The 17,795-nt window shown below is 62.6% G+C and carries 16 protein-coding genes and 3 pseudogenes; 11 read left to right on the top strand and 8 right to left on the bottom strand.

The annotated features are described in order from the left end of the window. Positions 1 to 135: 135 nt before the first annotated feature. The 3 genes and pseudogenes from V5B40_RS22265 to V5B40_RS22255 all read left to right on the top strand — a co-directional run. On the top strand, positions 136 to 645 hold the full coding sequence (locus V5B40_RS22265) for a tyrosine-type recombinase/integrase (protein ID WP_332356611.1): 510 nt from the start codon (positions 136 to 138) through the stop codon (positions 643 to 645). Continuing rightward, positions 642 to 1,647, top strand: a pseudogene (locus V5B40_RS22260) (tyrosine-type recombinase/integrase). The gene V5B40_RS22265 and the pseudogene V5B40_RS22260 overlap by 4 nt, the downstream one beginning before the upstream one ends. A 79-nt stretch (positions 1,648 to 1,726) precedes the next feature. Continuing rightward, a pseudogene (locus V5B40_RS22255) lies at positions 1,727 to 2,587 on the top strand (transposase); the annotation flags it as partial. A 246-nt stretch (positions 2,588 to 2,833) separates the two neighbouring features. On the opposite strand, the gene V5B40_RS22250 reads toward V5B40_RS22255, so the two are convergent. Genes V5B40_RS22250 through V5B40_RS22240 form a run of 3 tightly spaced genes read right to left on the bottom strand, consistent with a single transcriptional unit; the run spans position 2,834 to position 5,998 of the window. Further along, positions 2,834 to 3,823 carry a tyrosine-type recombinase/integrase gene (locus tag V5B40_RS22250; protein ID WP_332356610.1) on the bottom strand — a complete coding sequence of 330 codons (990 nt, stop codon included), beginning with the start codon at positions 3,821 to 3,823 and terminating at the stop codon, positions 2,834 to 2,836. Beyond that, positions 3,816 to 4,733: a tyrosine-type recombinase/integrase gene (locus tag V5B40_RS22245; protein WP_332356609.1), complete on the bottom strand. Its 918-nt coding sequence runs from the start codon at positions 4,731 to 4,733 to the stop codon at positions 3,816 to 3,818. The genes V5B40_RS22250 and V5B40_RS22245 overlap by 8 nt, the downstream gene beginning before the upstream one ends. A gap of 20 nt (positions 4,734 to 4,753) precedes the next feature. Next, positions 4,754 to 5,998 carry a tyrosine-type recombinase/integrase gene (locus tag V5B40_RS22240; protein WP_332356608.1) on the bottom strand — a complete coding sequence of 415 codons (1,245 nt, stop codon included), beginning with the start codon at positions 5,996 to 5,998 and terminating at the stop codon, positions 4,754 to 4,756. 166 nt (positions 5,999 to 6,164) lie between these two features. Here V5B40_RS22240 and V5B40_RS22235 point away from each other — a divergent pair. The 3 genes and pseudogenes from V5B40_RS22235 to V5B40_RS22225 all read left to right on the top strand — a co-directional run. Next, a pseudogene (locus V5B40_RS22235) lies at positions 6,165 to 6,767 on the top strand (IS481 family transposase); the annotation flags it as partial. Beyond that, complete coding sequence (locus V5B40_RS22230; RefSeq protein ID WP_332356607.1) at positions 6,764 to 7,609, top strand: ExeA family protein; 846 nt, start codon at positions 6,764 to 6,766, stop codon at positions 7,607 to 7,609. The pseudogene V5B40_RS22235 and the gene V5B40_RS22230, both read left to right, overlap by 4 nt. A gap of 157 nt (positions 7,610 to 7,766) precedes the next feature. Next, positions 7,767 to 8,033 (top strand): hypothetical protein, encoded by a 267-nt coding sequence (locus V5B40_RS22225; protein ID WP_332356606.1) that lies wholly within the window; start codon positions 7,767 to 7,769, stop codon positions 8,031 to 8,033. A gap of 346 nt (positions 8,034 to 8,379) precedes the next feature. Here the strand turns inward: V5B40_RS22225 and V5B40_RS22220 are convergent, their stop codons facing one another. From V5B40_RS22220 to V5B40_RS22210, 3 genes are all read right to left on the bottom strand, one after another. Beyond that, positions 8,380 to 8,646 (bottom strand): YrrC family ATP-dependent DNA helicase, encoded by a 267-nt coding sequence (locus V5B40_RS22220; protein ID WP_332356605.1) that lies wholly within the window; start codon positions 8,644 to 8,646, stop codon positions 8,380 to 8,382. A gap of 91 nt (positions 8,647 to 8,737) precedes the next feature. Beyond that, positions 8,738 to 9,049 (bottom strand): integration host factor subunit beta, encoded by a 312-nt coding sequence (locus V5B40_RS22215; RefSeq protein WP_332356604.1) that lies wholly within the window; start codon positions 9,047 to 9,049, stop codon positions 8,738 to 8,740. A 356-nt stretch (positions 9,050 to 9,405) separates the two neighbouring features. After that, complete coding sequence (locus V5B40_RS22210) at positions 9,406 to 10,302, bottom strand: LysR family transcriptional regulator (protein WP_332356603.1); 897 nt, start codon at positions 10,300 to 10,302, stop codon at positions 9,406 to 9,408. A gap of 142 nt (positions 10,303 to 10,444) precedes the next feature. On the opposite strand from V5B40_RS22210, the gene V5B40_RS22205 reads away from it, so the two are divergent. Beyond that, the gene (locus V5B40_RS22205) at positions 10,445 to 11,896 is read left to right on the top strand and encodes an MFS transporter (protein ID WP_332356602.1); all 1,452 of its coding nucleotides are present in this window, start codon (positions 10,445 to 10,447) and stop codon (positions 11,894 to 11,896) included. Positions 11,897 to 12,251: 355 nt separating this feature from the next. Here V5B40_RS22205 and V5B40_RS22200 read toward each other — a convergent pair whose 3' ends face one another. Next, complete coding sequence (locus V5B40_RS22200) at positions 12,252 to 13,238, bottom strand: UPF0149 family protein (RefSeq protein ID WP_332356601.1); 987 nt, start codon at positions 13,236 to 13,238, stop codon at positions 12,252 to 12,254. A gap of 395 nt (positions 13,239 to 13,633) precedes the next feature. Further along, a complete protein-coding gene (locus V5B40_RS22195) occupies positions 13,634 to 14,104 on the bottom strand; it encodes a YbhB/YbcL family Raf kinase inhibitor-like protein (protein WP_332356600.1) in 471 nt (156 codons plus the stop codon). Positions 14,105 to 14,174: 70 nt separating this feature from the next. On the opposite strand from V5B40_RS22195, the gene V5B40_RS22190 reads away from it, so the two are divergent. Genes V5B40_RS22190 through tnpC form a run of 4 tightly spaced genes read left to right on the top strand, consistent with a single transcriptional unit; the run spans position 14,175 to position 17,592 of the window. After that, the gene (locus V5B40_RS22190; RefSeq protein WP_332356599.1) at positions 14,175 to 14,609 is read left to right on the top strand and encodes a hypothetical protein; all 435 of its coding nucleotides are present in this window, start codon (positions 14,175 to 14,177) and stop codon (positions 14,607 to 14,609) included. After that, entirely contained in the window at positions 14,591 to 14,953 is a 363-nt protein-coding gene (gene tnpB, locus V5B40_RS22185; RefSeq protein WP_332356598.1) for an IS66 family insertion sequence element accessory protein TnpB, read from the top strand. The genes V5B40_RS22190 and tnpB overlap by 19 nt, the downstream gene beginning before the upstream one ends. Before the next feature lie 39 nt (positions 14,954 to 14,992). Beyond that, positions 14,993 to 15,871 carry a DUF4338 domain-containing protein gene (locus tag V5B40_RS22180; RefSeq protein ID WP_332354890.1) on the top strand — a complete coding sequence of 293 codons (879 nt, stop codon included), beginning with the start codon at positions 14,993 to 14,995 and terminating at the stop codon, positions 15,869 to 15,871. After that, complete coding sequence (gene tnpC, locus V5B40_RS22175; protein ID WP_332356597.1) at positions 15,868 to 17,592, top strand: IS66 family transposase; 1,725 nt, start codon at positions 15,868 to 15,870, stop codon at positions 17,590 to 17,592. The genes V5B40_RS22180 and tnpC overlap by 4 nt, the downstream gene beginning before the upstream one ends. The last annotated feature ends 203 nt before the right edge of the window (positions 17,593 to 17,795 follow it).

The following is a 17,795-nucleotide window of genomic DNA, read 5'->3' as shown; positions in this document are numbered from 1 at the left end:
TGCATCCGATGATGCAGGGTGGTCGTTGCCCCCAATGAGACAAATAATGCCATCAGGTTCGCCGCTCGGCCACGGCAACTTCCCTCGCGACAAAAATCGTTCCCAGAGAGCGAATCCCGCGGCCCAGCAGTTCCCGTGGGGAGTTTTGCAAGAGGCTCAGATGCAACGATTGAGATCCGTGAAACCAAGTTCTTCAAGTCGCGGCGGCTACCGGTCGCGCCCAGCGTGTTGGCAGCATTGCATGACTACCTCGAAGCCAGACGCCTCGCCGGTATGCCCATGGATGTCACCGCCGCTTTGTTCTGGCATCAGCAGCCGGCCGCTCCCTACTCCTATGTTCGTATCCACCAATTGTTGAGAGAGGTCATCAGGCGGGCCGGATTCAAGCCGCAAGAGGGATCAGTAGGACCACGTGTTCATGATCTTCGCCACTCGTTCGTGGCCAACCGCATGCTGGCCTGGTACCGGGAAGGGGTCAACCCGCAATCTCGATTGCCTTATCTTGCCACCTATCTGGGTCACAAGGACATCAACTCGACACTGGTCTATCTGACCATCACCCAAGAACTTCTTCAGCAAGCGGGAGATCGCTTTCACACGTTCGCCGCTAATGCGCTCCATGATTCAACAGGAGCCCCGTCATGAAACCGGCCAACACCTTCCCCTTGTTGCTACAGGCGTTCTTCCTGCAATGGCTAGGACAGCAGCGCAATTGCTCAGCAAACACCGTTCGCTCTTACCGAGACACGTGGCGGCTCTTTTTGCGTTTCGTCGCTAAACGGAAGGATCGACTGGTGGCAAAACTGAGCCTACCCGATTTGACCGCGGCTGAAGTCACGGCTTTCCTCCAGTATGCCGAGGACGAGCGCAAAGATTCCATCGGCACCCGTAACTGTCGGCTGGCGGCTTTGCGCAGCTTCTTCGCGTATGTGGCGGACCGCGATCCTTCGGCCGCCGCACAGTGTGCCGAGGCCTTGCGTATCCCAACCAAACGAGCCATGCAGCCTGCCCTCCGCGCATTGGAACTAGACGAGGTGAGTGCCATTCTGGCCCAGCCCAATCGCGCCAACCTAGAGGGTCAGCGTGATCATGCTCTGTTGTCATTTCTCTACAATACTGGCGCTCGAATCCAAGAGGCGCTTGATGTTTGTCCGCAAGCCATACACTTCGATTCTCCCGCGTACGTTCGTCTGCTGGGCAAAGGCCGCAAAGAACGCTTTTGCCCGCTCTGGCCAGAAACCATCGACTTGCTCAAGGCCTTGCTCAAGCGCCGACCTCGTGCCGAATCGGAACCAATCTTTGCCAACCGTTATGGCAAGCCACTGGGCGCCTCGGGCTTCCGTTATAAGTTGGAGCACTACGTCGCCGCTGCTGCCAAGCAAGTGCCGTCGCTCATCGACAAAAAGGTCACGCCACATCGCTTTCGACACGCCAGCAGCTGTTCACTTGATCGCCGCCGGCGTCGACGTGTCTGTCATCCGTAGTTGGCTCGGGCACGCAAGCTTGGACACCACCAATCATTACGCTCAAGCCAACATTGAAACCAAGCGAAGAGCGCTCGAAGCTGTCGATCACATGGCGATGCAACAGACCCCTCCCAGTTGGAAGAAAAACGCCGACATACTGGACTGGCTGGACTCGCTTTGAGCTAGCAGCCTGTCGGACTTTTCCTGCGCCAGATCCAGATATGATATAATCATACCTCTTCGAACAACCGGGTCGTCGCATGTCCAAGTTTATCGTCGCTGACCGCCAGACCGACTATCTGCTACCGCCGTCGGTAGACGACTGGCTGAACCAGGATCACCTGGCGCGATTCATTGTCGAAGTGATCGACCAGCTCGATCTCTCCAAGCTGACGCGCGAGTACGCGGGGCGCGGATCGAAAGCCTACCATCCGGCCACCCTACTGGGGATTCTGGTCTATGGCTACGCCACGGGTATCTTTTCCAGCCGCAGGCTGGAGCAGGCAAGCTACGACTCGATAGCCTTCCGCTTCATCGCCGCCAACCTTCATCCCGATCACGACAGCTTGGCCACCTTCCGCCGACGGTTCCTTGACGAACTGAGCGACCTGTTTCTGCAGGTCCTGAAAATGGCCACGGAAATGAAAGTGCTCAAGGTGGGTAACATCAGTCTTGATGGCTCGAAGTTTGAAGCCAACGCCTCGCGGCACAGTGCGCTATCGCACGGGCACATCGAAAAGCTGGAAGTCCAACTCAAGGCCGAGGTTCAGGAATTACTGGCGCTGGCAGAACAGGCGGATCAAGCCGATATCCCGACGGGAGTCAGCCTGCCCGAGGAACTCAAGCGTCGCGAAGATCGGCTGACCGCCATGGCCGCCGCCAAGGCCAAGCTTGTCGCTCGGGCCGAGGAGCGCTTTCAGCGCGAGAAAGCCGAGTACGACGAGAAAATGGCCCGCCGTGCGGCCAAGGAAGAGGCGACCGGCAAGAAGCCCGGTGGCAAGCCCCCCAAGGCTCCCGAGCCCGGACCACGAGACCGTGATCAGATCAATCTGACCGACGAAGAGTCCCGCATCATGCCGGTCGCCGGTGGCGGCTTCGAACAGGCCTACAACGCCCAGGCGGAAAATAATCACGAGGAAACCCGGCTACGGGGCTTGTCCCGCCTGGGTTTCCCGGGTTTCCTTGACATTATTTCTTCCTGCTGATTACCACGACCGTCGGCGGCCTCGCCCGTCTGGGTGTCGTGCATCAGACCACCTTGCCGTATTCGCCCTATCAGTATGTGGCGCTCAAAAATATGTGGCCCCGGGCCTCATTCTCTTGAAGACACGAGGCCGGGAGCCGGGCAAATGCCACATAAACTTTGTCTACAAACCGCGCAAGAAAGCCAGCAGGTCTGGCTGTTGGCGCCAGGACTTATTGATCGCGCCCTCTGCCGCCGGCGCGCACATGGCCAGTGCACGGGCCTTGGTCGCAAGATCGGTCTCTGCATAGAGATTTGTCGTGGCGAGCGAAACGTGACCCAGCCAGGCACGGACAGTGTTGATGTCGGCGCCGGACCGTAGCAGATGGGTTGCCGCGGTGTGGCGAATCACGTGCGGGCTGACTCGCTTGCTGGCCAGCGACGGTGATTGCGCACAAGCTCTGGATGCGTAGCGTTCGACCAGCGTATGGATGCCGAAGCGAGTAAGAGGCTGACCGTTGCGGTTCAGAAACAGACGCTGCTCCGGCGCGCGGTTTGCCACCAGGAACTGCAACTCATCCAAGGTGTTTGGCCACAATGGACAGGCACGCCGTTTGTTACCCGTGCCGGTGATTCGAACGCATTGAGCATACCAGTCAATGGCGCTGACCCGGACCTCCGCCGCTTCGCTCGCGCGCGCCCCCGAGTTGTAGAGGAAGAGCACGTAGTCGCGCCGACCCAGAGCGGTATGGCGATCCGGAGACGCCAGGATCGCATCCATTTCCGGTTTCTCGAGATAGGTGATGCCAGGGTGAGCCGTCTTCTTGAAGGGGATCAGCCGGATCTGTGTGCACCACGCGATGTGCTCGGGGCTGTTCTGGCCGATGAATCGAGCCAAGGTGTGAAGGCCGCCGAGGCGTTGATTGCGAGTGGCGGCGATACAGCGACGCCTCGCTTCCAGATCAGCGAGGAACTGGCGGACCAGATCTACCGACAGATCTTCGACGGTCAGTCGGTCCACCGATTTCTTGAGATGATCGCCAACGTAGGGGAGGAGCAGCGCCAGCATGTCGCGATAGCTTCTCTGGGTGTTGATCGAAAGGTTGCGCTCCTGCACCAGATAGTCGATCAGGAAACGCCGGACCCAAGGTCCGAGCAAAGCGTGGTCAGTCATGATCATTCTCCATGGCGTAACGTTCGAATCGCCGGCTTGCCTCTTGAAGCAAGTCAGGCGTCATCGTCAGATAGTGTTGTGTGGCCGACAGGTTCACGTGGCCGAGGTAGGTCGCCAGCTTGGGCAGGAGATCGTGCAGGTCTGCGCCGCTGCGATACCAGGCGACGAGCCGATGAACGGCGGCCGAATGACGCAAGTCGTGGAGTCGTGGCTGCTCTCTTGAGCCACCGTCGCGGGTAACGCCGGCGGCAGTTCGCAGGCGTCGAAAGGTGCAGCGCGCGGCAGACTTGCTCAGCGGCGCGCCGTTCCGGAAGCAGAAGAACGGCGTGTCCGCGCCGCCTGAGTGGCGGTCGTTGCGTTTGCCCACATACTCGCTCATGACATGCGTCAGATCCTTGCCCAGTGGCACAAGCCGGCTCTTGTAGAACTTCGTCCCCCGGACGATCAGGCGGGCTTGCTCGAGGTCGACATCGGCGATGTTCAGCGAGACGGCTTCGCTGATGCGGAGCCCCGCCCCGTAGAGCAGCAAGAGCAAGGCTCTGAAGACATACGCGTCGATGGGCGCTCGGCCGGTACAGGCGATGGGGAGCGCGTCGAGCAGGCGCTTGAGTTCGTCGTGGGAGTAGATGTAGGGCACGAAGACGGGAGCGTCCAGCCTCGGCAGGCTGTACGGCAACGGCACGCTGCTGACCAAACCACGTGCCAGGGCGAAACGGTAGAACCCCGAAAGCACGTGGTACTTCTTGACCCAGTACGCGCTCACCGGTCCGTTGCCGTTCAGGAAAGCGAGCACGGACTTGCCTTCAACGCTGGCCAGTGGGCCTTCACCGACGGTCCGGCAGAAGGATTTGAAGATCGCCTCCTCGGTCTCGAACTTGTATCCCAAGGCGCGCTTATGAGCGATGTACATGGAAACCTGCGCGGAGAGCGTCATAGCAGTGCCCCCAGATCGAGTTCGGCCACCTGCCGCAGCCCCGTCAGGTCGACCTTGGTATAGCTCAGGGTCGAATTGGCGCTGCGATGTCCGAGATGGTCGCCAATCTGCTTCAGGGAGAAGCCCGACGCGAGAAGGTGGCTGGCACAGGCGTGCCGCAAACAGTGCGCCCCACGTGGCGACAGGGTGAGGCCCAGGCGACTCAGATGGGCGTGCGCAACCGGCGTAATGCTCGGCGCCGACAGCGGGCGAATGGGTGCGCCGAGCGTCAAGAACAATGCCCGATGCCCGCAGCGCGGTCGCACTTCGCGCAGGTAGCGCAAGATCGCCTCGCCCACGGCGTGCAGCAAAGGATAACGCTGAGCACGACGTTGCTTGGGTCGCGTGATGTGGATCGACTCGCCTTCCCAATCCAGATCGTCCAGCCGCAACGCCGCGACCTCGCCTCGCCGCAGGCCGTAGACCGCGAGCAACATCAGGATGGCGTGGTCGCGAATATCTGCCGGTCGATCACCGCTTGTGGCGACAAGGAGGCGCTGGACGTGGTCCCAGCCTGGGCCTTCCGGGATACCTTCACGGGTATAGAGCCGCGGCGATTCGATGACCGCAGTGATTCCCGAAGGGCACCACCCGCGGGCTTCGGCGAAGGCGAAGAAGCTGCGCAACGAACTGGCCAACGTGGCCAAAGAGGCACGTGTCCAACCTTTCTTACTCTTCGACTCAATGAAGGCGTCGACATCGGCAACGGTAATCGCGCTCAACGTATCCCGGGACGGGCACAGTCCGGCAAAGAACCAGGTCAGGCGCTCACAACGCGTGCTGATCGTCACTGGCGACAGGCCTCGTTCGTCGCGCATATGGCAGGCAAAGGCGTCAATCTGAGCCATGAAGGCGTTCGGTGCCTCTTCGGTCTGCTGAAGGCAGTCCAGGTATCGCAGCCATTCCGTCGCGAAGTGGATAAACATCTGGCGTGTCCACACCGAGTCCTCGGTACGGATGGGCTGATGCCTCAACCGTCGTCGGCAGTCCGCAGCGCGCTCAATGTCCTGCGTACTGACCTTCCCATGCTCAAGGTCAAGGCCCTCTGCGACGGCCAGGAGTACCCAAGCGATCTTCTGCAGCATCGAGCGTGAGTAACCATCGTTGGCACATCGGTCGAGAAATTGTTCTCGCGCTTCCGCAAGCGGGCCTTCCCGGTAGCGCGCCAGCGCCGTGGGGCGCTTGAATAGCTCTTCAATCATGATCGATCTCCGTCTTCAACAAGATGGACGATCATCGTGATCCTGATCCGCGCAAACTTATGTGGTGTAAATTTGACCGACCGCCCGCAACCAAGCGGGGTGCCGGATTCGTCGCCACATATTTCTGAGCGCCACATACTGGTAATTACGTGGCCGGCCACGTAATTACCAAAATGCCAAACAGGAATCGTTTTGGGGGCGCATCGAAGGGCGCCTGATGGCGATGCTCGAAAGCGAGAAATTGCTGACGCTGGACCTCCTCAATCAGGCCAGCCAAACCTGGGTCGAACAGGAGTACCACCGTACGCTGCATTCCGAGATCGACGCGACCCCCTTGGCGCGCTATCTCGCGGGGCCCAGTGTTCGCCGTGACTGCCCGGATACCACCACGCTGCAGGCCGCCTTCCGGATTGAAGTCGCGCGCCGCCAGCGGCGTGCCGATGGCACGGTCAGTCTGGCTGGCATCCGCTTCGAGATCCCCGCCAGTTATCGGCACCTGCCGGTGGTTCATCTACGCTACGCCCGCTGGGACCTCCGACACGTCGATCTCGTGGATCCGAGCACCGGCGTCGTGCTGTGCCCGATCAAGGTGCTCGACAAGTCGGCCAACGCCGATGGTCAGCGTCGGCGCCTCGCGCCCGTCACGACAGAGGGTCTGGCGCCGCCGTCTACCGGGATCGCGCCACTGCTGCGCCAACTGCTCGCTGACTACGCCGCGACGGGCTTGCCGCCTGCGTATTTGCCGTCCGTCGACAAGGAGCCGGCATGAACCATAAGCTCCTCGCCCTCTACGGGCTGAAGTGGAATCCCTTCTCCCCTGAATTGCCGATCGAGGCCCTCTTTGTTCCGCCCCGGATCGAGAACTTCTGCTGGCGAATCGAACACGCTCAGCTGCGCGAAGGGGGCTTCGCGATGATCCACGGCGATCCCGGCACCGGGAAAAGCGTGGCCTTGCGCCTCCTGGCCGACCGTCTGGGAAGCCAGTCGGACGTCACCGTCGGCGCGATCAACCATCCGCAGAGCAACTTGGCCGATTTCTATCGCGAAATGGGCGACATCTTCACCGTGCCCTTGCGCCCGCATAATCGCTGGGGTGGCTTCAAGGCGCTGCGTGAAGTCTGGTTCGCGCATCTGGAAACGACCCGTCGCCGGGTGGTGTTGCTGGTCGATGAGGCGCAGGAGATGAGTCCGGCCGTTCTTTGCGAGTTGCGCCTGCTCGCCAGTGCGCGCTTCGATTCGCAGCCGCTCCTGTGTGTGGTGCTGGCCGGCGATGCGCGTCTGATCGAGAAGCTGCGTCGTGAGAAGTTGATCCCGCTCGGTTCCCGCATCCGTACCCGCCTCGCCACCGAATATGCGTCGCGTGACGAGTTACTCGCCTGTCTGACCCATCTGCTGAGCCGCGCCGGGAACGCCAGCCTGATGACTCCCGCGCTCTGTCATACGCTGTGCGATCACGCCGCCGGTAACTACCGCATCCTGACCACCCTCGCGGCCGAACTGCTCGCCGCCGCGGCGCAGCGTGAGTTGCCGCAACTCGACGAGAAACTCTACCTCGAGGTCTTCGCGTCACCCGAGACCCCTGCGCTGCGTCGTGTGGCGGTCGGCCGGTGACGACCCTCCCGCCAGGCGACGGGCTCGCGCTGTTGTGCGATCACGCCCCACGACCCTTGACAGCTGCCCCGGGCGGAACAACGCCTGCGGACCTTGGAAAAGGCTACCGCAGAACGTTCGGTTCTTCTCGTGACGGGCACAAAAACAGGAGGACAAGATGACCGACCCCTTGGTGACCGTCACGAAAAGAGGCCGCCCACCCCAGGGCGAGCGAGCGATGACAGACCGAGAGCGCAAGCGTGCCCAGCGGATGCGCGACCGAAGAACGGTCATTGACGCTATCGGCAATGAGACCGACGCGCCACTTCGAGCGCTGCTCGATCTCTTGGGGCGGGTGGAGGTATCCGAACCGGCTCGTTCTTCAGCCCGACGGGCGTGGCTGGCTTTCGGTCAGCGGTACGGATTCATGACCGTCACGGAATGACGAGAGGCGACAGGAACGACGGACGGAAAGTCCGCTCGGGAGGCGTCGCCTTAGCCCTTTCGATGAACGAGTCGACAGAAAGGGAGGCTCTTTGACAAGGAAAGGGGTCAAGAGGACCGTGGAATAAATGGGCCGGCTTCATCGGCCCGTTTATGCCGCGAAAGCCTCTTGACGCCTTGGAGGGCCCCCATGCTTGCGAGCAGTTGCCGGGGAAGCACTTGTTCATCCCCGGCGGCTGCCTCGCGGCGAGCGCGGGGTCTGGGGCGGAGCCCCAGGGTCGCCTACCATCACCCCTACTAACCATCGCCGTAGGTGAACATCAGAACATCAAATCGGGTGATCACACTCACTCGATGCCGGTCAAGGTGGTCGGCGGGTAGATTTTGACAAAGACGGCGCGAAACTGCCGGCCGTGCTCGCGATCGGTGACCCAGTTGCCGGAAGCAGAGGCGTATTCGCCGGGAGAAACGACGGGGGCGTGGCCGATCAGGGTGATCAGTTCCCGCTCGCCCTTCACCTTGAGGCGCAGAACACAGAAACCGTTCTGCTCGTTGTGGAAGGTCACGCGTTCAACGAGGCCGGCGAGGCGGTCGAGTTCGGCGGCGTCAGGCATGGAGGGGCGCGGTGATACTACCCAAGGCTGCGCGCGAATCGACTGCGAACGGGCTTAGCGCCGGCTGCGTCGAGTCTGCCAAGGGTGTGCATCAGGCGGCCTGCTGAAGCGGTGCGTCCTTGACTGACGCCTCTACGCGTTCCCGTAGTTCCTTGCCCGCGGTGAAATGGGGCAGGTACTTTTCGGGGACTGGAACCGCCACTCCGGTTCGTGGATTGCGCCCGGTCCGGGCTGGGTGGTAGTTCAGCCGGAAGCTCCCGAAACCACGGATTTCAACGCGATCACCTTGCGCCAGGGTGCGCCCGATGGCGTCGAGGATTTCCTTTACCACGATGTCGGTATCCTTCACCGTCAGCGTAGGGAAACGGGAGGCGATGGCGGCGATCAGATCAGCACGGGTCATAGGCGGCATTCTACCGCCTGGACTTGCGTTGGCTGTCATCGCCGGGGGGCGTTCAGAGAGACGAGCGCTTCCGGTACCGAGCCCACCATCCCTTCTGCCTTCGACGTAGTCAAGGTCAGCCGTCAGAGCGGGAGCCGCACCTCGCCGCGTTGCGCTGATCTTTGGCCTGCCGGCCACGGGAGACGGTGTCCGCCTGACGCCGGCGACTTGCCCGTCGACGCCTTGACGTGCCATCACCGAATGACAACTTTCGGCCAGCGGGCAACGTAGCGGCAGCGAGAGTTCGGCTGGCGCGAATGACAGCACACTGATCCGGAACCCGCCGTTCGACTCGATTGGCCGTCGCTCCAATCATTTCAGCGAAATACCGCGCAAACATCCCTGACGTGGCCGCGCAGCCAACGATGTGCTGGATCGGCATCCAGCCTCGGGTGCCAGAGCAATGAGACCGTGACCTCCGGTGTGGTGACCGGGAGGGGAAAGCTATGCATTCCGGCACGTAGATTTCCCGTGTGTCGTTCGGGAACACTGGCAATCAAGTCGGAGCCCCGAGCCAAGGCCAGCGCGGTCGAAAAGCCTCCGACAATCGTGACGATCTGCCGTCCCAGCCCAAGTGGCTTCAATGCTTCGTCAATCGGACCGTCCTCGAGCCCTCTGCGCGAAACGCCGATGTGCCTGCCGGCGGCAAAACGAGAGGGCGAAACCTCACCCTGGCTAAAGGGATGCCCCAGTCGCACAGCGCCAATGAAGCGGTCTCGGAACAATGTCTGCACACGCAGTTCCTGAGCCGTCGTCTTCCCCACAACGCCAGTTTCCAGGTCGACGATTCCGTCGCGCAGTGCCGTGCTGTCCTTGTCTGGCTTCTGCACGAAGCAAAGCCGTGCACCGGGTGCTTCCGCGCCGACGCGGGCAATGAGCTCCGGTCCGAAGTTCTCCACAAAACCCTCGCTGGTCCGGAGCGTGAACGTCCTGTCCAGCTGTTTGAGGTTGAGCGTCTCGGAGGGGCGCAGCACGGCTTTTCCATCCTCCACGAGCTGACTGACCCGCTCGCGTAGTTCGATCGCCCGTGGCGTGGGGACGAGACCGCGTCCGGCCCTGACCAACAACGGATCGCCCATCGTCTCTCGCAATCGCGCCAGTGCCCGGCTCATCGCTGACGGGCTGAGCCGCAACCGTCTGGCAGCGCGCGCAACGCTGCCTTCGGCGAGCAACACGTCAAGTGTGACGAGCAGATTCAGATCGGGTGTCGACATGGATTAGTCCTAACACGGCCTGGTTGTTATATGGCGTCCAACGCACGAATAAAGTGCAAATGATGCGCCTTCCGCCAGGGCACGTGAAGGCTTATGTTTGTGACAGTTCCGATTCGGGAGCAGTCACGACAAGGAGTTCATGATGAACGCAATCATTGCAGACCAAGATGGGGCCGTCTATCGAAGCGCTGAACAGGCACCGTCGGTGCGCTGGGCGCTCGCCACCCTTTCGCTAGCCGTCTTGCTATCTTCGCTCGGCACGAGCATCGCCAATGTGGCATTGCCAAACTTGGCGGAGGAATTCAATGCCTCCTTTCAGGAGGTCCAGTGGATCGTCCTCGCTTATCTCCTGGCCATCACCACCACGATCGTCAGCGTCGGGCGGCTCGGTGACATTACCGGCCGCAAGCGGCTGCTATTTGCCGGAATCTTCCTGTTTACGGTGGCATCAAGCGTGTGCGGTGTCGCTCCCACGCTCTGGTTACTGATTGCTGCGCGTGCACTGCAGGGTCTTGGCGCAGCCATCATGATGGCCCTCACCATGGCGTTTGTCGGTGAAACGGTTCCCAAGGCAAAGACCGGTAGCGCCATCGGGCTGCTCGGAACGATGTCCGCGATAGGTACCGCGCTCGGCCCATCACTCGGCGGCATTCTGATCGCCGAACTCGGGTGGCGGGTCATCTTCTTGATCAACTTGCCACTGGGTGTCCTGGCTCTTTTCCTTGCACATCGCCACCTGCCGAATGATCGCAAGCGACTTAACGCAGAGCGCCCCGGCTTCGACAGTTTGGGCACGCTGCTGCTGGCACTGACACTCGCGGCATATGCGCTAGCCATGACGATCGGGCGCGGCAGTTTTGGCCCATTCAACGTCGCTCTGCTGTTGGCTTCTGTCCTTGGAGCCGGCCTCTTCGTGCTTGCCGAGAAACGGGCAGCGTCACCGTTGATCCGATTGGCGATGTTCCGCAATCTCGTGCTGAGTTCGAGTCTCGCCACCAGCATGCTCGTCTCGACGGTAATGATGGCGACGCTGGTGGTCGGGCCGTTCTATCTCTCGCGTGCCCTCGGGCTCGACGCCGCGCTTGTTGGACTTTTCTTGTCCGTCGGCCCGCTGGTTGCTGCACTGACCGCCGTGCCAGCCGGACGCATTGCCGACCGGTTTGGGCCACCACGCATGATCACCATTGGGCTCCTCGGAATGGCAGCGGGCGCCTTCACGCTGTCCATGCTGCCGACGATTTTCGGCATCCCTGGCTACATCGCACCGATCGTCGTCATTACCTCCAGCTACGCACTGTTCCAGACGGCCAACAACACCACCGTCATGGCGGATGTCAACCCCAACCTGCGCGGCGCCACTTCGGGCATGCTCAACTTGTCACGCAATCTGGGACTGATCACCGGGGCATCCGTCATGGGCGCTGTGTTCGCCCTCGCATCGGCGACGACCGACATCACAACGGCACGCCCCGAGGCCGTTGCCAGCGGGATGCGCATCACGTTCTCGGTCGCGGCGGCTCTGCTTGTCGTCGCGCTCGCAATCGTGGCTGGAGCTTACCGTCGCACTTTACGCGATCAGAAACTTGTTCCGTAAGACGTGCGGCGCCCCGGATTCACAAAACGCAGGCTATCGTAAATTGCAGGGAATTCGGCCACTCTGTAGTCATCAGGTTGCCAAAGCGTTTGCGAGCGTTATGTGGTGTCAGGTTTGGGTCCTATCCGGTCAGTCACCTGTCGCATGACATAATCTACCAAGCGTTCTGCTCGGTGTAGAAGGTACCGCGTTAACGGGCCGGCTAAGCAGTCACCCTCAGCGGAGTAGCGGTCGCGCATGGAGCGCTGCGGTCAGGACGCTTCGTGGCCGCAGGGCTTACCCCTCGCCTCTCGGCCCCGTTACGAAGTCCTGGTTCAATCGAAACAGTCCGCGCGGCGTGGTCATCCCACACCACTCAATGCAACGCGACCGTAGCGTCGTTGGCTCCGCAGCACTTCTTGAATTTCTTGCCACTGCCACAGGGACAAGGATCGTTGCGGCCGACCTTAGGTCCACCGCGAAGCACCTGCCCAACTTCTTTCTGCCCGCCGAGGTTAAATCCGTCCTGGATGACGCCGCCAGGCTCGCTGGCAGGGCTGTCTTTCCAGTAGGCGTGGATTTTCACGAGCGACGGTTCGATCTCGTTCATCCATTTCTCGGCGTCGCCAGAGTCCGTGGTGATGCAGACGCCGTCGTCGGTACCCAAACGCAGGAAAGTGGTGAACCAGGCAGGTTGCTCAACACCGAGCAGGCTCCACGCCTCGTCGCTGAACTGAAAGCCGAGAATGAAACCCTCACACCACTCGGCTGCACCCCACTGGTCGCCACGCCAGAAAACCGATTTGAACGATGCAGGATCGTCGATGAACGTTTGGACCACCGCGTTGTAGTGTCGCATGACGAGCGAGATGATTCGATTGGCGTGTTCCTCGCTATCGAACCTGGCTTCGGCTTGTCCGTCCTCGATATCCCATACCCAGGGCAACCATTCCGACGGCAGCACCACCCGGGGTCCGATCGCGACCGCGGTCAGAAACCCTTCCATCATCGACACATCCATCGACCTGTCCTCGATGGCCTCGTCGGCGAGAAAGTCGTCGAGTTCGTCGAGTTCCGCTTCAGACAACGGTTGATGCAAATCCATCGCTTTCTGCTCACCACTTGGCGAACCAATCAGCGCCCCAATTCCCTCACGCTCAATAGTGTTCAGGGCTTCGTCGAGCGCTTGGCGGTCGCTGGCAAACGAGGCATCCCACACGACGGAGTTCCAGTGTTCATCGACCACCTCCAGAAGCCAGCCACCTTCTCCGTTCTCGTAGATATCGATTTGAACAGTCTTGCCGTCTCGCGTCACCGATTGAGCGAGCGGCGAGCAGCTTGGAGTTTGGTCCTCTTTCGTCACGTCGTCCCTTGAAGGAGTGAAGTCAATCTGCCGCCACTAAAACACCGAGCCCACCCCTGGTGATTCCTCGGGGAGTCCTGCATCGGCGGACGGAAGTGCCAAGAATGGCGACTTGCGGCGATTGTACGCGACGCTCATGCCGCAAGTGGCCGGCGATGCCGGCGCCCGTATCATTCGTCAGTCTTCGACCGACGCGTTGCCAAAGGGCGTTGATAGCGCCTCCAACATGCCAGGCGATGCCCCCAAACGGACATCATGGTCCGCTCGTGGAGTCCGTCGCTACCGGTCTTAACTGTTCGACGACCGGACAACCACAGCGCTGGCGGGTCGGGAAGCTTCGCGCCCATCAGAACGCAGAAAACGATGGGAGCAGGGTTTTCTCGTGCAAAGCGAGATCAACGCCCCTTCTGATAGGTACCGACCAACTGCGCTTCCCCAACGACATGCCCCTTCATCGCGTCCTCCAAAGCCTTCTTGGTCGGTTCGTTCAAGTCGGGCAGCACGACGTCGAGCGCGTAGAGCTTGTGGAAATAGCGGTGCCGACCAATGGGAGGACAGGGGCCTCCGTAGCCAGCGCGCTGCCAGTCGTTCAGTCCATCAAGCGTGCCTGCCGGCAACGAATGCACGGCCTCCGGCAGCCCGGTGCTTTCAACCGGCAGGTTGTACAGCACCCAGTGAACCCAGGTCCTGCGCGGTGCTGCGGGATCGGGGGCATCGGGATCGTCCACAATTAGGGCCAAGCTCTTTGCCCCCGTGGGCAATCCAGTCCAGGCCAGTGGCGGGGAAATATCCTTACCCTCGCACGTGTAGAGCTTTGGGATCGAGCCATTGTGCGCGAACGCACTTGAAGCGTGTCCTTTCGGCAACGCTGCATGAAATCGCCGGGGCGGTCTGGTAGCGTGGTAGGCCCGTATTCACTGATCCAGAGGCCTCCCGATGCCGCCCTCCATTCCCTTGTCCGACCCCCAGCTGGCCGCTGCCGCGGCCGCCCTTGCCAAATGGCGGAGCACCCGCCCGCGCAGTTCGCGTATCCCGGAAGACCTCTGGTCGCGAGCAATCGAACTGGCCGAGCGGCACGGCATCGCCAAAGTCGCCGTTGCCCTGAAACTCGACTACACCAGCCTGAAGCGCCGGCTGGCCACCACAACAGCCAGCGCCACCGCCACAGCCAAGCGACCCGCCGCCGGCTCGCGGTCATCGGTGCCCTCAGCGGACTTCGTCGAACTCGACTTCGGCCTGCCACTGGCCCCGTCTCCCTGCATCCTGGTTCTCTCTGACCGGCACGGTCGAGCGCTGCGCATCGAACTGCCGCGTGCGGCCAGCGGCGACATCGCCGAGGTCGCGCGCAGCCTGTGGCAGACAAGGCCGTGATCGCGCTGACCCCGCGCCTGCGCGTCTGGGTCGCCGCCGAGCCGGCCGACTTTCGCTGCGGCATCGACGGGCTGGCCCGGCGCGTGCGCCAGGTCCTGGCCGAAGACCCCTTCAGCGGTGCCCTGTTCGTCTTTCGCAACCGCCGGCACACGGCGGTCAAGGTCCTGGTCTATGACGGTCAAGGCTTCTGGTTGTGTCAGAAGCGCCTGTCGCAGGGCCGCTTCCGCTGCTGGCCCCGGGACTCGCCGGGGCAGGTGCTCGCCCCGCACGCCCTGGCGGTGCTGCTCTCGGGAGGCGATTACGCGGCGGCCGGGGGGATGCCGCAGTGGCGCGCGCTCGCCTGACGCTTGCGTTCCAGATGCAGAACCGGTATAACGGTCTGCGTGCCCACGATCCTTTCCTACCGTGGCCGCACGGTTACTACCGGCGACCTCGAAACCATCCGCGCGCTACTCAAGGCGCATCCCGACGCCAGCCGCCGGGCGTTCTCGCAACGCCTGTGCGAACACTGGGACTGGCGTCAGCCCAATGGCGCACTGCGCGACATGGTCTGCCGCAGCCTGCTGCTCGTCCTGCACCGGGCCGAGCACATCTGCTTGCCAGCGGTCCGCCAGCGCCCGCCGAATAATGCCATCGCTCGCCGCCGGCCGCCGCTGGTGGCAGTGGACCGCTCGCCGCTGGAACAGCCTCTCGGCGCGTTGCGCCCCGTCGAACTGGTGGCGGTTCGCCGCACGCCGCTGGAAGGACTCTTCGATCACCTGATCGCCGAGGCGCATTACCTCGGCCCGATGCAGGGTGTCGGCGAGCAGATCAAGTACGTGGCTTTTAGCCAAGGGCGACCGCTCGCCTGTCTGGGCTTCACCTCGGCGCCGCGCCACCTCGCTCCGCGTGACCGCTTCATCGGCTGGTCGCCACAAGGGCGTCGGGCGCATGTGCATGAGATCGCCTACCAGAGCCGCTTCCTGATCTTGCCCTGGGTGCGTGTTCCGCATCTGGCCTCGCATCTCCTCGGCCGCGTCGCGCGCCGGATTGGCGCCGACTGGCAGACGCGCTATGGCCACCCGGTGCATTATCTGGAGACCTTCGTCGATCCCGAGCGCTACGCGGGCACCTGCTACCGGGCCGCCAACTGGCAGGAGCTGGGCCTGACCACCGGTCGCGGCAAGGACGACCTGAGCCATCGCCCGAACCGTTCCCGCAAGCAGGTCCTCGGTTACCCGCTGCACGCGGACTTCCGTCGCCGCCTCGGGGGGCTGGCATGACCCGGCGCCGGCAGAAGCCGCCTCGGCGGATACAGATCCCGATTCAGGAGCTCAACGCCATTGTCGAGCGCACCCGCGACGGCGCATTGCCCGAGGCGGAGCAGGCCACCCTCAAGGCGGCGGTGGACACCCTCGCGCGGGTGACCGCCGAGCTCGAGTCGACGCAGACCACGCTGGCGCGGGTGCAGCGGATCGTCTTCGGCTCGCCGAGCGAGCGCACGGCCGCGGTTCTCGGGGAAGAGAAGACGGGTGAGCGTCCGCCGGAGGACGCCCCGACGAGTCCGCCGGCAGCGGCCGGCGAAACGGACCCCGGTGGTGCGGCGACAGGGACGGCCGATACGGACCCGCGGCGCGAGAAGAAGAAGCGCCCCGGGCACGGGCGCAACGGGGCCGACGACTATCCCCGCGCGCCGCGCATCGCGGTCGCCCATGCGAGCTTGAAGCACGGCGATCCCTGCCCCGAGTCGGGTTGTGAGGGCCGCTTGTACGGGCAACGACGCGAGCCGGCGCTGCTGGTTCGCGTGACCGGGGTGGCGCCCCTGGCGGCGCAGGTCTATGAACTGGAACGGTTGCGCTGCGGACTCTGTGGCACGGTGTTCACTGCCGAGCCACCAGCAGGGGTCGGCGAGACGAAATACGACGAGACCGCCGCGGCGATGATCGCGCTCCTGAAGTACGGCTGCGGCTTGCCGTTCCACCGCATTCAGCGGCTCGAGAAGGCGCTGGCCATCCCGCTGCCGGCGGCGACCCAGTGGGAGGTCGTGCAGCAAGCGGCGGCACGCCTGACGCCGGCCTTTGCGGAACTGGCCGAGCAGGCGGCCGAGGGGTCGGTGCTCTACAACGACGATACGACGATGCGTATTCTCCACTTCACCCAGGAGGCGCGCACCGAGGCGCTGCCGCCGGGCGCCCGCGCGGATCGTACCGGGGTGTTCACTTCCGGGCTGGTCGCCGAGACGGCGCACGGTCCAATCGCGCTGTTCAAGACCGGGCCCTGCCATGCCGGCGAACACCTCGCCGAGGTGCTCGACCGCCGTGAGGCGCCGGACCCGCCGATCCAGATGTCCGATGGCTTGTCTCGCAACAAGCCGGGCGATCATCCGACCCTGGCCGCTTCTTGTCTTCCGCATGCGCGACGCAAGTACGTCGACGTGGCCAACGCCTTTCCCGACGAAGTCGCCTTCGTCCTCAAGACGCTACGCGAGGTCTTTCGCACCGATCAGCAGGCGCGGCAGAAAGGTCTCTCGCCACCGGATCGCCTGCTCCTCCACCAGCAGGAGAGCGCCCCGCGCATGAAGGCGCTCGAGGACTGGATGGCCAGGCAGTTCGCGGAGCACCTCGTGGAGCCTCACTCGGGGCTCGGGCAGGCGATCTCGTACATGCAGAACCACTGGCAGAAGCTGACGCTCTTCCTGCGCGTGCCGGGCGCCCCGATTGACAACAATGTTTGCGAGAGAATCCTCAAGAAGGCGATCCTGCATCGGAAGAACGCGTTGTTCTATCGCACCTTGAACGGTGCGCGGGTCGGCGACCTGTTCATGAGCCTGATTCATACCGCGGAACTGCACCAGATCGAGCCGTTCGACTACCTCGTCACTCTACAGCGCCATGTGGCGACCGTTGCGCTCGATCCGTCCTCGTGGATGCCTTGGAACTATACCGAGGCGCTGGCCCGCGCCGAGGCTGCCGCCGCCAACGAGGCTGAAGCGCCGCCCGACTGAGTCGCACAGCGGCAGGGTCTCGCCGCTCTTCTTGCTCGCCCGAGCATCCTCCAGGAGCTAGATCGCCCCCGTGTTGCGGTGGCTTGCGTAGGGCTGCGGGGGTTTTGCAGCGTTGCCGAAAGCACACCTTGAAGCGATGGTCATGTCCATGAGTTTATCTCCTGCTTGAGTGATTGCCGGCACGGCAGCGAGAAAGAGCAGAT

Origin of the sequence: Candidatus Accumulibacter meliphilus (assembly GCF_036625345.1) — a bacterium.
Classification (GTDB): Bacteria; Pseudomonadota; Gammaproteobacteria; order Burkholderiales; family Rhodocyclaceae; genus Accumulibacter; species Accumulibacter meliphilus.
Note: the sequence above shows the minus strand (reverse complement) of the source record. Positions and strands in the feature narration are given on the sequence as shown.

Coding starts and splice junctions, on each gene's coding strand:
- V5B40_RS22250 (WP_332356610.1), bottom strand. CDS start 3,823: ATGACTGACCACGCTTTGCTCGGACCTTGGGTCCGGCGTTTCCTGATC.
- V5B40_RS22245 (WP_332356609.1), bottom strand. CDS start 4,733: ATGTACATCGCTCATAAGCGCGCCTTGGGATACAAGTTCGAGACCGAG.
- V5B40_RS22240 (WP_332356608.1), bottom strand. CDS start 5,998: ATGATTGAAGAGCTATTCAAGCGCCCCACGGCGCTGGCGCGCTACCGG.
- V5B40_RS22230 (WP_332356607.1), top strand. CDS start 6,764: ATGAACCATAAGCTCCTCGCCCTCTACGGGCTGAAGTGGAATCCCTTC.
- V5B40_RS22225 (WP_332356606.1), top strand. CDS start 7,767: ATGACCGACCCCTTGGTGACCGTCACGAAAAGAGGCCGCCCACCCCAG.
- V5B40_RS22220 (WP_332356605.1), bottom strand. CDS start 8,646: ATGCCTGACGCCGCCGAACTCGACCGCCTCGCCGGCCTCGTTGAACGC.
- V5B40_RS22215 (WP_332356604.1), bottom strand. CDS start 9,049: ATGACCCGTGCTGATCTGATCGCCGCCATCGCCTCCCGTTTCCCTACG.
- V5B40_RS22210 (WP_332356603.1), bottom strand. CDS start 10,302: ATGTCGACACCCGATCTGAATCTGCTCGTCACACTTGACGTGTTGCTC.
- V5B40_RS22205 (WP_332356602.1), top strand. CDS start 10,445: ATGAACGCAATCATTGCAGACCAAGATGGGGCCGTCTATCGAAGCGCT.
- V5B40_RS22190 (WP_332356599.1), top strand. CDS start 14,175: ATGCCGCCCTCCATTCCCTTGTCCGACCCCCAGCTGGCCGCTGCCGCG.
- tnpC (WP_332356597.1), top strand. CDS start 15,868: ATGACCCGGCGCCGGCAGAAGCCGCCTCGGCGGATACAGATCCCGATT.